This window comes from Enterobacter sp. 186315, from assembly GCF_053290175.1.
Map to the genome: position 1 here is coordinate 48,469 of NZ_JBPTTK010000009.1, position 11,576 is coordinate 60,044.

15 protein-coding genes are annotated in these 11,576 nt (G+C 54.8%); 12 read left to right on the forward strand and 3 right to left on the reverse strand.

The genetic code is table 11. From position 1 onward, the window contains the following. Positions 1–8 precede the first annotated feature (8 nt). Positions 9–1,421 carry a glucuronate isomerase gene (uxaC, locus tag ACSVHP_RS12350; RefSeq protein ID WP_417314616.1) on the reverse strand — a complete coding sequence of 471 codons (1,413 nt, stop codon included), beginning with the start codon at positions 1,419–1,421 and terminating at the stop codon, positions 9–11. Positions 1,422–1,895: 474 nt separating this feature from the next. Here uxaC and ACSVHP_RS12355 point away from each other — a divergent pair, with 474 nt between their 5' ends. From ACSVHP_RS12355 to ACSVHP_RS12405, 11 genes are all read left to right on the forward strand, one after another. Beyond that, positions 1,896–3,194: an MFS transporter gene (locus ACSVHP_RS12355; protein WP_417314617.1), complete on the forward strand. Its 1,299-nt coding sequence runs from the start codon at positions 1,896–1,898 to the stop codon at positions 3,192–3,194. 175 nt (positions 3,195–3,369) lie between these two features. Continuing rightward, on the forward strand, positions 3,370–4,146 hold the full coding sequence (gene exuR, locus ACSVHP_RS12360) for a transcriptional regulator ExuR (protein WP_234674726.1): 777 nt from the start codon (positions 3,370–3,372) through the stop codon (positions 4,144–4,146). 343 nt (positions 4,147–4,489) lie between these two features. After that, on the forward strand, positions 4,490–5,152 hold the full coding sequence (gene yqjA, locus ACSVHP_RS12365; RefSeq protein WP_417314618.1) for a DedA family general envelope maintenance protein YqjA: 663 nt from the start codon (positions 4,490–4,492) through the stop codon (positions 5,150–5,152). A 2-nt stretch (positions 5,153–5,154) separates the two neighbouring features. Beyond that, entirely contained in the window at positions 5,155–5,538 is a 384-nt protein-coding gene (mzrA, locus tag ACSVHP_RS12370) for an EnvZ/OmpR regulon moderator MzrA (RefSeq protein WP_417314620.1), read from the forward strand. Positions 5,539–5,690: 152 nt separating this feature from the next. Further along, entirely contained in the window at positions 5,691–6,059 is a 369-nt protein-coding gene (locus ACSVHP_RS12375; RefSeq protein ID WP_417314622.1) for a DUF1090 domain-containing protein, read from the forward strand. A 28-nt stretch (positions 6,060–6,087) separates the two neighbouring features. Then, a complete protein-coding gene (locus tag ACSVHP_RS12380) occupies positions 6,088–6,393 on the forward strand; it encodes a DUF883 family protein (protein ID WP_234674730.1) in 306 nt (101 codons plus the stop codon). A 2-nt stretch (positions 6,394–6,395) separates the two neighbouring features. After that, complete coding sequence (locus ACSVHP_RS12385; RefSeq protein ID WP_234674731.1) at positions 6,396–6,794, forward strand: phage holin family protein; 399 nt, start codon at positions 6,396–6,398, stop codon at positions 6,792–6,794. Next, entirely contained in the window at positions 6,791–7,087 is a 297-nt protein-coding gene (locus ACSVHP_RS12390; RefSeq protein ID WP_234674732.1) for a YqjK-like family protein, read from the forward strand. Before ACSVHP_RS12385 ends, ACSVHP_RS12390 begins: the two co-directional genes overlap by 4 nt. 307 nt (positions 7,088–7,394) lie before the next feature. Beyond that, complete coding sequence (locus tag ACSVHP_RS12395; RefSeq protein ID WP_234673160.1) at positions 7,395–7,787, forward strand: DoxX family protein; 393 nt, start codon at positions 7,395–7,397, stop codon at positions 7,785–7,787. A 70-nt stretch (positions 7,788–7,857) separates the two neighbouring features. Then, positions 7,858–8,844 (forward strand): glutathione S-transferase family protein, encoded by a 987-nt coding sequence (locus ACSVHP_RS12400; RefSeq protein WP_447552072.1) that lies wholly within the window; start codon positions 7,858–7,860, stop codon positions 8,842–8,844. Positions 8,845–8,950: 106 nt separating this feature from the next. Beyond that, positions 8,951–9,316 carry a DUF805 domain-containing protein gene (locus ACSVHP_RS12405; RefSeq protein ID WP_234673164.1) on the forward strand — a complete coding sequence of 122 codons (366 nt, stop codon included), beginning with the start codon at positions 8,951–8,953 and terminating at the stop codon, positions 9,314–9,316. A 32-nt stretch (positions 9,317–9,348) separates the two neighbouring features. On the opposite strand, the gene yhaJ is transcribed toward ACSVHP_RS12405, so the two are convergent. Continuing rightward, positions 9,349–10,251, reverse strand: coding sequence for a DNA-binding transcriptional regulator YhaJ (yhaJ, locus tag ACSVHP_RS12410; RefSeq protein ID WP_234673166.1), 903 nt, complete (start codon positions 10,249–10,251; stop codon positions 9,349–9,351). A gap of 104 nt (positions 10,252–10,355) precedes the next feature. Between yhaJ and ACSVHP_RS12415 the strand changes: the two genes are divergently transcribed. Next, positions 10,356–11,057: a pirin family protein gene (locus ACSVHP_RS12415; protein ID WP_234673168.1), complete on the forward strand. Its 702-nt coding sequence runs from the start codon at positions 10,356–10,358 to the stop codon at positions 11,055–11,057. Between the two features lie 70 nt (positions 11,058–11,127). Here the strand turns inward: ACSVHP_RS12415 and ACSVHP_RS12420 are convergent, their stop codons facing one another. Continuing rightward, entirely contained in the window at positions 11,128–11,538 is a 411-nt protein-coding gene (locus ACSVHP_RS12420; RefSeq protein WP_447552073.1) for a Spy/CpxP family protein refolding chaperone, read from the reverse strand. Positions 11,539–11,576: the final 38 nt, after the last annotated feature.

An 11,576-nucleotide genomic window follows, 5' to 3' on the forward strand; every position in this document is an offset into this window, starting at 1 on the left:
AAACGGGCTTAGTTCAGTTCAATGGCGAAGTAGTCACGCGCATTGTTAAAGCAGATGTTTCTCACCATGTCGCCCAGCAGCTGAATATCTGCCGGCGCTTCACCCGCCTGCACCCAGCGGCCAATCATCTGGCACAGAATGCGACGGAAGTATTCATGGCGGGTATAAGACAGGAAGCTGCGGCTGTCGGTCAGCATCCCGACAAAGCGGCTTAACAGGCCAAGCTGCGCCAGCTGCGTCATCTGACGCTCCATGCCGTCTTTCTGATCGTTGAACCACCAGCCGGAACCGAACTGCATCTTGCCCGGCATCCCTTCGCCCTGGAAGTTGCCGATCATGGTGCCCAGCACTTCGTTATCGCGCGGGTTCAGGCAGTACAGGATGGTTTTTGGCAGCAGGTTTTGTTCGTTCTGTTTGCTCAACAGTTTTGACAGCTCTTCCGCCAGCGGACGGTCGTTGATGGAGTCAAAACCCACGTCCGCGCCCAGCAGCTTGAACTGACGCTGGTTGTTATTGCGCAGCGCGCCGATGTGGTATTGCTGCACCCAGCCGCGACGGGCGTATTCCGCGCCGAGGAACACCAGCACCGCCGTTTTGAACTGGGCCACTTCGTGTTCGCTCAGGGCTTCACCGGAGAGGCGACGCGCCAGAATGCTGTCCAGCTCGGCTTCGTTAGATTCTGCGAACAGCACCACGTCCAGCGCATGGTCGGACACTTTACAGCCGTGGGCCGCGAAGTGATCCAGACGCTTAGTCAGCGCGGTTTGCAGATCGGCAAAGCGACGAATGTCGGTGTCGGACACTTCCGCCAGCTTCGCCATGTAGTCGTTAAAGGTCGCCAGCTCGATGTTGAAGGCTTTGTCCGGGCGCCAGCTTGGCAGCACTTTGATATCAAACGAGGTGTCTTTGGCGACCACCGCGTGGTGCTCCAGCGAGTCAATCGGATCGTCGGTGGTCCCGACCATCTTCACGTTCATCTGCTTCATGATGCCGCGCGCGGAGAACTGTTCCTGTGCCAGCAGTTCGTTGCACTGGTTCCAGATTTCATCTGCCGTAGACGGCGAGAGCAGCTTGCCGGTGATACCGAACGGACGGCGCAGTTCGAGATGGGTCCAGTGGTATAACGGGTTGCCGATGGTGTGCGGAACGGTCGCCGCCCAGGCGTCAAACTTCTCGCGATCGGACGCGTCACCGGTACACAGGCGTTCAGCCACGCCGTTGGTGCGCATCGCGCGCCATTTATAGTGGTCACCCTTCAGCCAGATGTCATACAGGTTTTTGAAACGGTAATTTTCGGCAACCTGCTGCGGCGGTAAATGGCAGTGGTAGTCGAAAATCGGCTGGTCTTTTGCGTAGTCGTGGTACAGACGGCGGGCAAATTCGGTATCTAACAGGAAATCTTCGGTCATAAACGGCGTCATTATCGTCTTCCTCGTAACGGGAGCGTCAGAAAGCTTATGTTCAGATGCTGCAAAGTTATCACACCAATTCCCAGAGGCTGAAGGTTTTTTCGTGAGTTAGATCAATAAACGTCGACAAAAAAATTACCCTCAAAGGAGTAAACCCTCTCGCAAGCCGCGCCAGAACTGGCTTCCCTCTCCGTACAGAATGTCCCTACAAAGAATCACACATTTGTGATGTCACTCACCTTTTAAAGTTGTATGACAAGTTATCTTTTCGCCGTCGCAAACACTACGCCGACGGAATGCATTCCCGATGCAAGACATCGGATTTAACGGTACGGATACCGACTTATGCACGATTACTTATGGCAAGGTTCGGGCCGTTCCGGGAAATTATCCCGGCTACGCCCCTCCCGTTACAGAACAGCTCCCGGAAACGGTTGAGATGTTGCCGCACCCCGGTGCGGAAATAACATAACGATGAGGTTTTACATGCGTAAAATTAAAGGGTTACGTTGGTATATGATTGCACTGGTGACGTTGGGCACCGTGCTTGGCTACCTGACACGTAACACCGTGGCAGCAGCGGCGCCAACGTTGATGGAAGAACTGCATATCTCCACGCAGCAGTACTCCTACATCATTGCTGCCTATTCCGCGGCTTATACCATCATGCAGCCTGTTGCAGGCTACGTTCTCGATATTCTCGGTACCAAAATCGGCTATGCCTTCTTTGCCGTCGCCTGGGCAGTATTCTGCGGTGCGACCGCACTGGCGGGCAGCTGGGGTGGCCTGGCGCTGGCGCGTGGTGCGGTCGGTGCCGCTGAAGCAGCGATGATCCCTGCGGGTCTTAAGGCGAGCTCAGAATGGTTCCCGGCGAAAGAGCGTTCTATCGCGGTTGGTTACTTCAACGTGGGTTCTTCTATTGGTGCGATGATTGCGCCACCGCTGGTGGTGTGGGCTATCGTGATGCACAGCTGGCAGATGGCGTTCATTATCTCCGGCGTGCTGAGCTTTGCCTGGGCAATGGCGTGGCTGATCTTCTATAAACACCCGCGCGACCAGAAAAAGCTGTCGACCGAAGAGCGCGACTACATTATTAACGGCCAGGAATCTCAGCATCAGACCAACAACGGAAAGAAAATGTCCGTCTGGCAGATCCTCGGCACCCGTCAGTTCTGGGGTATCGCGCTGCCGCGCTTCCTGGCAGAACCGGCCTGGGGTACGTTTAATGCCTGGATCCCGCTTTTCATGTTTAAAGTCTACGGCTTTAACCTGAAAGAAATTGCGATGTTCGCCTGGATGCCAATGCTGTTCGCTGACCTGGGCTGTATCGTCGGCGGTTATCTGCCACCGCTGTTCCAGCGCTGGTTTGGCGTGAACCTGATTGTCTCCCGTAAGATGGTGGTGACGATGGGCGCCCTGCTGATGATTGGCCCTGGCATGATCGGCCTGTTCACCAGCCCGTACGTGGCGATCGCCCTGCTGTGTATCGGTGGTTTTGCTCACCAGTCCCTGTCCGGTGCGCTGATTACGCTCTCTTCTGACGTCTTCGGTCGTAACGAAGTGGCCACCGCCAACGGCCTGACCGGGATGGCCGCCTGGACCGCAAGTACCATGTTCGCCCTGGTCGTGGGTGCGCTGGCTGACACTATCGGCTTCAGCCCGCTGTTCGCGGTGCTGGCTATCTTCGACCTGCTGGGCGCGGTGGTTATCTGGACGGTGCTGAAAAGTAAGTCCGCCGACGAACTGGCGAAAGAGTCTCTTGGGGGACCGGCGACGCAGAGTTAGCGTTGGGATGAACGTGCCGGGAGGCGGCTTCGCCTTACCCGGCCTACAAGACTTAACCGTACGTCAATACCCTTCCAAAGGCCGCTCAATAGCGGCTTTTTTCATGGCGAAATCTGGAGACTATCTTCTAAAAGTGGTATAACAAATAATCCGCCGTACCCTGCCTGGAGCGCATATGGAAATCACCGAATCACGTCGTTTATATCAACAACTTGCTGCCGAGCTGAAAGATCGCATCGAGCAAGGTGTCTATCTTGTCGGTGACAAACTCCCCGCTGAGCGCTTTATCGCGGATGAAAAAAGCGTTAGCCGCACCGTGGTTCGCGAAGCCATCATCATGCTGGAAGTGGAAGGCTATGTTGAGGTGCGCAAAGGCTCCGGTATTCACGTGATTTCCAACCAGCCAAAACACTCCCCTGTCCCGGACGAAAGCCTTGAGTTTGCAAGCTACGGCCCGTTCGAGCTGCTTCAGGCGCGTCAGCTTATTGAGAGCAACATTGCCGAGTTCGCCGCGACCCAGGTGACCAAGCAGGACATCATGAAGCTGATGGAAATCCAGGACAAAGCGCGTCAGGAAAAATGTTTCCGCGATTCCGAATGGGATTTGCAGTTCCACGTTCAGGTGGCGCTGGCCACGCAAAATACCGCGCTGGCGGCAATTGTCGAAAAAATGTGGACTCAGCGCGTTCATAACCCGTACTGGAAGAAACTGCACGATCACATCGATTTACGCACCGTGGATAACTGGTGCGACGATCATGACCAAATTCTTAAAGCGCTGATTCGCAAAGATCCGCACGCGGCTAAACTGGCGATGTGGCAGCATCTGGAAAACACCAAGCAGATGCTGTTTAACGAAACCAGCGACGACTTCGAATTCAACGCAGACCGCTATCTTTTTGCGGACAATCCGGTCGTTCACCTCGATACGGCGGCCAATCTCGCAAAATAAGATTTCCCTTTCGCTGGCAGGCGCTCCGCTGCGCCTTCCGGCGCGAGTGGGTAAGCAAAACATATATAGTGTCAGCCTGTGTAAATCCCCTCGCTCCCTTCCAGGGCTTAAGCCAAAATCATTTCGCCCCATGCAAAATCTGTGACGCAGAACGTTGGGCTTTGTTACAATTGGATTCACTTTGCTTTTTTTAAGTTAGTGCTTGCCAACCAGCCATTTAACAGGGAACAGTTCTGGCCACCACAACGTGTCCGCGAGCGACCATAATGAAATTATAAAAATGTCGCCGTGCTGTTTTTCCCGGATAACAGGCGTGACGTTAACCGATTTCCAGGAACACTGAATGGAACTTTTGACCCAACTACTGCAAGCCTTATGGGCTCAGGATTTCGAAACGCTCGCCAATCCTTCGATGATTGGTATGCTCTACTTTGTCTTGTTTATGATCCTGTTCCTTGAAAACGGATTACTGCCCGCTGCGTTCCTGCCTGGCGACAGCCTGCTGGTGCTGGTGGGCGTACTCTGCGCTAAAGGGGCAATGGCCTTCCCGCAAACCATCTTGCTGTTAACCATCGCCGCCAGCCTCGGCTGCTGGGTGAGCTACATCCAGGGACGATGGCTTGGCAATACGCGCATCGTGCAAAACTGGCTGTCGCACCTCCCCGCGCATTACCACCAGCGCGCGCACCATCTTTTCCACAAACACGGGCTTTCAGCGCTGCTGGTTGGCCGTTTCATCGCCTTTGTGCGTACCCTGCTGCCGACCATCGCCGGGCTTTCCGGCCTGAGCAGCGCTCGTTTCCAGTTCTTTAACTGGATGAGCGGCCTGCTGTGGGTCTTAATCCTGACCACGCTGGGCTACGCGCTGGGTAAAACGCCGGTCTTTATGAAGTATGAAGATCAGCTTATGTCCTGCCTGATGCTGCTGCCCGTCGTGCTGCTGATCTTTGGCCTGGTGGGTTCGCTTGTGGTTCTGTGGAAGAAAAAATACGGAGCCAAGGGCTAACGATGGCGACCTCACCGTTCACCCTGCGACGTTTTTCTTACGCACTGATTGCGCTGGTCATAATCAGCGCACTGCTTCTTGCCTGGAGCGCGCTCCAGCGCGAGGAGTCCACGCTTGCCATCCGTTCTGTCAATCAGGGTGCAAGCGTGCCGGACGGTTTCTCCATCTGGCACCATCTGGATGCCAACGGCATCCGCTTTAAAAGCATCACCCCGCAGGATGATGTTTTGTTGATAAAGTTTGACTCAAGCGCACAAAGTGCTGCCGCCAAAGCGGTGCTCGACAGAACCCTGCCGCGCGGATACATCATCGCTCAGCAGGACGAGGACAGCCACCCGGCGGCCTGGCTGTCACTTTTGCGCGACACGTCACATCGATTCGGATAACTTCCAGGATTCTGAATCTTTTCACTCACTTTGGTGATTCCCCCGTTTACTTACTATGCTTAAGTACGCGGAGCATCAGACATATGTTCTCCGCATGACTTTGGACATCAGCACACTCCCCGGACGTGCTGTAACAATGGAAGGTTCCAATAATGAAATACCGCATCACTCTGGCTCTGGCCCTTTTATCTTTAAGCTCCGCTTCTTTTGCGACTTCTCTGTGTCAGGAGAAGGAGAACGACATTCAGCGCGAAATCAGTTATGCCGAAAAGCATAACAATCAGCACCGCATCAACGGTCTGAAGAAAGCGCTGAGTGAAGTGAAGGCTAACTGTTCGGACGACGAACTTCGTGCCGACCACAAGAAGAAAATTGATAAGCAAAAGGACGAGATAGCTGAACGCCGTCATGACCTTGAGGAAGCCAAAGAGAAAGGTGATGCGGATAAAATTGCCAAACGCGAGAAGAAGCTGAAGGAAGCGCAAGAAGAACTGAAGGCGCTGGAATCACGCGATTATTGAGTTAACGGAAGTCTCACAGGAGAAAATCATGTCAAAAGAATCTACGTCAGAAAACCTGCGCTCTGAGCTGAAATCCCTGGCGGATACCCTGGAAGAAGTACTGAATTCCTCCGCCGATAAGTCAAAAGAAGAAGTCAGCAAACTGCGCAGCAAAGCGGAGAAGGCGCTGAAAGAGAGCCGCTACCGTCTGGGTGAAACCGGCGACGTGCTGGCAAAACAGACCCGTGAAGCGGCAGCACGCGCTGACGAATATGTTCGCGATAATCCATGGACTGGCGTAGGAATCGGTGCCGCAATTGGTGTGGTGCTGGGCGTCCTGCTTACGCGTCGTTGATTATGGAAAATCCTCGTCACGCACAAGGGCCTGCAAATAACGTCCTCGGCATTGGCCAGCGTATCTTGACCACTCTGGTCAGCATTGCCGAAACGCGCGTCCGGCTGGCAGTCGTTGAACTGGAAGAGGAGAAAGCGAATCTCTTCCAGATGCTGCTGATGCTCGGGCTTACCATGCTCTTTGCCGCGTTTGGTCTGATGAGCCTGATGGTGCTGATTATCTGGGCCATCGATCCTCAGTATCGACTGAACGCGATGATCGCCACGACCGTGGTGCTGCTTGTCGGGGCACTGATTGGCGGCCTGTGGACGCTACGCAAAGCGCGCCAGTCGACCTTCCTGCGCCATACGCGTCAGGAGCTGGCGAATGACCGCTCTCTGCTGGAGGATGACAAGCCGTGAGCAGCAAAGCCGAACTCATGAAACGCAAAGCGTACCTGTTAAGCCAGATCCAGCAGCAACGGCTGGATCTGTCTGCCAGTCGCCGCGACTGGGTTGAATCAACCCGTTCGTTCGACAGAGGCTGGAGTACCTTCCTGAACCTGCGTTCATGGGCTCTGGTGGGTAGCAGCGTGATGGCGATTTGGTCGGTACGTCACCCGAATATGCTGATACGCTGGGCCAGACGTGGATTTGGCGCCTGGAGCGCCTGGCGTCTGGTGAAAACCACGCTGCGACAGCAGCAGCTACGGTGATAAAGCAAAACGGTAACCTTGGTTACCGTTTTTTGTTTTTGCGCCCTCTCCCTGTGGGAGAGTGTTCCCTAGAAAAAATGTTGGCACGGAACAGTTCCCTCGCCCCTTTGGGGAGAGGGTTAGGGTGAGGGCACCAGCGCACACGCCCCCTTGCTCAATATCTTTGATAAAGATTGACAGTTTTCCTTGCTAACATTCCCCATTCGTCACGTTTATGATTCTCTCCATCGAAAGCAAGTTCGCGATATATATCCGAATTCGTAGACAAATAATGATTAGCCGCCTAAGTGGTTTTCTGGAGAGAAAGATGAAAAAATTAGAAGATGTTGGTGTACTGGTAGCACGCATTCTGATGCCAATTCTGTTTATCACCGCAGGGTGGGGAAAAATCACCGGATATGCAGGTACCCAGCAGTACATGGAAGCAATGGGCGTGCCGGGGTTCCTGCTGCCACTGACCATTCTGCTTGAGTTTGGCGGCGGCCTGGCGGTACTGTTCGGCTTCCTGACCCGTACCACCGCGCTGTTCACTGCGGGCTTCACGCTGCTGACCGCCTTTATCTTCCACAGCAACTTTGCGGAAGGCGTGAACTCCCTGATGTTCATGAAAAACCTGACCATCGCTGGCGGCTTCCTGCTGTTGGCTATCACCGGTCCGGGCGCATACAGCATCGACCGCGTTCTGAATAAGAAGTGGTAAGCACGCTATACTGATGTAAAAAAGCGAGGAGATTTCTCCTCGCTTTTGCTATCTGACGGAGGAGGAAAAAATGGGACAACTCGTAGACGGCGTCTGGCAGGATGTCTGGTATGACACTAAATCCACCGGGGGTCGCTTCAAGCGCTCCGTTTCGGCCTTCCGTAACTGGCTGACCGCCGACGGTGCGCCCGGCCCAAGCGGCGAAGGCGGCTTCGCGGCCGAAAAAGATCGTTATCATCTCTATGTATCACTCGCCTGTCCGTGGGCGCACCGCACGCTGATTGTGCGCAAGCTCAAAGGGCTGGAGTCATTGCTGCCTGTCTCGGTGGTCAATCCACTGATGCTGGAAAACGGCTGGACCTTTGACAGCGATTTCCCGGCCGCCACCGGCGACGATCTGTATCATCACGATTTTCTGTATCAGCTTTATCTGCGCGCCGACCCGCACTACACCGGCCGCGTGACCGTTCCGGTACTGTGGGACAAGAAAAACCAGACCATCGTCAGCAACGAATCTGCGGAGATTATCCGTATGTTCAACACCGCGTTTGATGCCCAGGGCGCACGCGCGGGGGATTACTATCCGTTCGAATTGCGCGACAAGATTGATGAGCTGAACGGCTGGATTTACGACAACGTAAACAACGGCGTGTATAAAGCCGGTTTCGCCACCAGCCAGGAAGCCTATGACGAAGCGGTCGGAAAGGTCTTTGAATCGCTGGAACGCCTGGAGCAGATCCTCGGCAAGCATCGCTATCTCACGGGCGATCGCCTGACGGAAGCGGACATTCGCCTGTGGACCACGCTGGTGCGTTTTGATCCGGTGTACGTCACCCACTTCAAGTGCGATAAGCATCGCATCAGCGACTACATGAACCTGTACGGTTTCCTGCGCGACATCTATCAGATGCCGGGGATCGCCGAAACGGTCGATTTTGACCATATTCGCACCCACTATTACCGCAGCCATAAAACCATTAATCCGACGGGCATTATCTCCATTGGCCCGTGGCAGGATCTGGATGAGCCGCACGGGCGCGACGTGCGTTTCGGCTAAATATTCAGGGCATCGATTGATGCCCTTTTTTATTTTTCGAACTCAATCTATTCTTATAGTGATTGCTTAAAAAACAAGTGATTGACTGATTATTGAGGCAAGGAAAATGGACTGGTATTTAAAAGTACTGCGCAACTACATCGGATTTGGCGGACGTGCCCGCCGCAAAGAGTACTGGATGTTCGTTCTGGTGAACTTCATCCTCGTTATCGTACTGGGCATTGTTGATAAAATTCTGGGCTGGGAACGTGCGGGGGGTGAAGGCGTTCTCACGACGATTTACGGTCTGCTGGTGATGCTGCCTTCCTGGGCCGTGCTGTTTCGTCGTCTTCACGACACGGATCGTTCGGCCTGGTGGCTACTGCTGCTGCTGATCCCGATTATCGGCTGGCTGGTGATCCTGATCTTTAGCTGTCAAAACGGCACGCCGGGCGACAACCGCTTCGGCCCGGATCCTAAACTCCACGCATAAAAAAAGCCCGGTAACTTACCGGGCCCGTTTGCTTATTTGTTGTAGTGGGCAAAAAGCTTGGGTATTTCGCGCAGACACCAGGACTTGGCTTCGCCCATGCTGTCACGACGCCACGCCATAATGATATCTACTTCGCTGGTGTACTCCGGGCTAACTACCCGCAGACGTCCTTCGGCGATGTCTTTTTCCACGAACGGGTAAGGCATGGTCGCCATTCCCAGCCCCGCCAGCAGCGCCTGGCGCTTGTCTTCCAGCGAGGTCACCGTCAGACGCGGCTGTTTATCCAGCAGCTGAACGGTTAACACCGGGCGCTCACGGGCGGTATCCGCCACCGCAACGCCGCGATACTTCACGCGCGTGACTTCGGAAAGCGGCTCCGGCTCCTGATGGATCGGGTGATCCGGCGCGGCCACATAGACGTTCATCACGCTGTAAAGCTTGCGGGAGTTGATCTCCGACGACGAACGAAAATGCATGTCCGGCGCAATCACGATATCCGCCCTGCCCGTTTCCAGACGCTCCCACGCCCCGGCCAGCACTTCGGTGATGATCGACAGCTGGGTGTTGGCTTTCGCCGCCAGCCGGTCCACCAGCGGGAACAGCGCCTCGGTCGGCACCAGCGCTTCGGTAACCAGCGTCAGGTGGGTTTCCCAACCGCGCGCCAGCGCTTCGGCGTCGGTGGTCAGCTTGTCGGCGGCTTCCAGCAGCACGCGCCCGCGCTCCAGCAGCATTCGCCCCACGTTGGTGAATTTTGTTCTATGACCGGAACGATCGAACAACACCACGTCCAGCTCCTCTTCGAGCTTCTGCATGGTATAGCTCAGCGCAGACGGAACGCGCCCCAGTTCATCTGCCGCAGCGGCAAAGCTGCCACGCCTGTCGATCGCGTCCATCACGCGAAGCGCCTCAAGCGTCAATGCTCTCTCTTTAGCCATCTCGTTCTCATTCAGGAAATTTGAACATACCGGGCAGAATATCTGGCTAACAATGCATCGTCCATACCTTTACCATTGTTTTAGTGTAAAGAGAGGTCACGTTTATGATTACGACAAGAACAGCTAAACAGTGCGGACAGGCTGACTTCGGTTGGCTACAGGCTCGCTACACCTTCTCCTTTGGACACTACTTTGACCCTAAACTCCTCGGTTACGCTTCCCTGCGCGTATTGAATCAGGAAGTGCTGGCGCCAGGCGCCTCCTTCCAGCCGCGCACGTATCCGAAAGTCGATATTTTGAACCTGATACTGGAAGGCGAGGCAGAATACCGCGACAGCGAGGGCAATCATGTCCAGGCGAAGGCTGGCGAAGCGTTGTTGATTTCAACGCAGCCCGGCATGAGTTACAGCGAGCATAACCTCAGCAAAGATAAAACGCTGACCCGGATGCAGCTGTGGCTGGATGCCTGCCCTGAGCGGGAAAATCCGCTGGTGCAAAAGATTGATATTAAACACGGTAAACAGCAGCTGATTGCGACGCCCGACGGCAGTCACGATAGCCTGCAACTGCGCCAGCAGGTGTGGCTGCACCATATCGAGCTGAAAAAGGGTGAACAGGTGAGCGTCCAGCTTCACGGGCCTCGCGCCTATTTGCAGTCCATCCACGGCACGGTCCATGCGCTGACGCACTCGGAAGAGAAAGAGGCGCTGACCTGCGGTGACGGGGCGTTTATTCGCGATGAAGCGAACGTCACCCTAGTCGCTGACACGCCGCTGCGCGCCCTGCTGATTGATTTGCCGGTTTAAAGAACGCCCTCACCCTAACCCTCTCCCAACGGGAGAGGGGACCGATCGAGCGCCGTACGCGACGACGAAATTACTCTGCCAGCGCGTTAGCCATATCGGTTTTAATCTGCTTGCGCTGTTCTGGCGTCAGCACCTGGTTCACGTCGAAGTAATATTTCACGCGATAGTAACGCGCCTGCTCTTCAATTTTGCTGAATGCCGCAAGCTGATTTTTCACCGTGCTTTCATCCCATTTATTTGCCTGGAACATCGCCACCAGCGCGCCGTCTTTCACGTTCGTCATGGGGATTTTGCTGACGTTGTCTTCCAGCGTCTGATGCAGATCGTCAATCTTTTTCACCTGCTCACTGCTGAGCTTCAGGTGCTGCACCAGCGGATCCTGAGAAGGCGAAGGCGCGGCCTGAACGTTCGCTGCCTGGGCGGTCATGCTCACGCCAACCAGCGACGCTGCCAGCAGGGCAATACGGGTCATTTTCATCATCTTACTGTCCTTTCATTCTGTTTATGGGAAATGCAGGC

Bases quoted from the DNA above. Each gene is read 5' to 3' on its own strand.
- uxaC (WP_417314616.1), bottom strand. From the start codon at position 1,421: ATGACGCCGTTTATGACCGAAGATTTCCTGTTAGATACCGAATTTGCC.
- ACSVHP_RS12355 (WP_417314617.1), top strand. From the start codon at position 1,896: ATGCGTAAAATTAAAGGGTTACGTTGGTATATGATTGCACTGGTGACG.
- exuR (WP_234674726.1), top strand. From the start codon at position 3,370: ATGGAAATCACCGAATCACGTCGTTTATATCAACAACTTGCTGCCGAG.
- yqjA (WP_417314618.1), top strand. From the start codon at position 4,490: ATGGAACTTTTGACCCAACTACTGCAAGCCTTATGGGCTCAGGATTTC.
- mzrA (WP_417314620.1), top strand. From the start codon at position 5,155: ATGGCGACCTCACCGTTCACCCTGCGACGTTTTTCTTACGCACTGATT.
- ACSVHP_RS12375 (WP_417314622.1), top strand. From the start codon at position 5,691: ATGAAATACCGCATCACTCTGGCTCTGGCCCTTTTATCTTTAAGCTCC.
- ACSVHP_RS12380 (WP_234674730.1), top strand. From the start codon at position 6,088: ATGTCAAAAGAATCTACGTCAGAAAACCTGCGCTCTGAGCTGAAATCC.
- ACSVHP_RS12385 (WP_234674731.1), top strand. From the start codon at position 6,396: ATGGAAAATCCTCGTCACGCACAAGGGCCTGCAAATAACGTCCTCGGC.
- ACSVHP_RS12395 (WP_234673160.1), top strand. From the start codon at position 7,395: ATGAAAAAATTAGAAGATGTTGGTGTACTGGTAGCACGCATTCTGATG.
- ACSVHP_RS12400 (WP_447552072.1), top strand. From the start codon at position 7,858: ATGGGACAACTCGTAGACGGCGTCTGGCAGGATGTCTGGTATGACACT.
- ACSVHP_RS12405 (WP_234673164.1), top strand. From the start codon at position 8,951: ATGGACTGGTATTTAAAAGTACTGCGCAACTACATCGGATTTGGCGGA.
- yhaJ (WP_234673166.1), bottom strand. From the start codon at position 10,251: ATGGCTAAAGAGAGAGCATTGACGCTTGAGGCGCTTCGCGTGATGGAC.
- ACSVHP_RS12415 (WP_234673168.1), top strand. From the start codon at position 10,356: ATGATTACGACAAGAACAGCTAAACAGTGCGGACAGGCTGACTTCGGT.
- ACSVHP_RS12420 (WP_447552073.1), bottom strand. From the start codon at position 11,538: ATGATGAAAATGACCCGTATTGCCCTGCTGGCAGCGTCGCTGGTTGGC.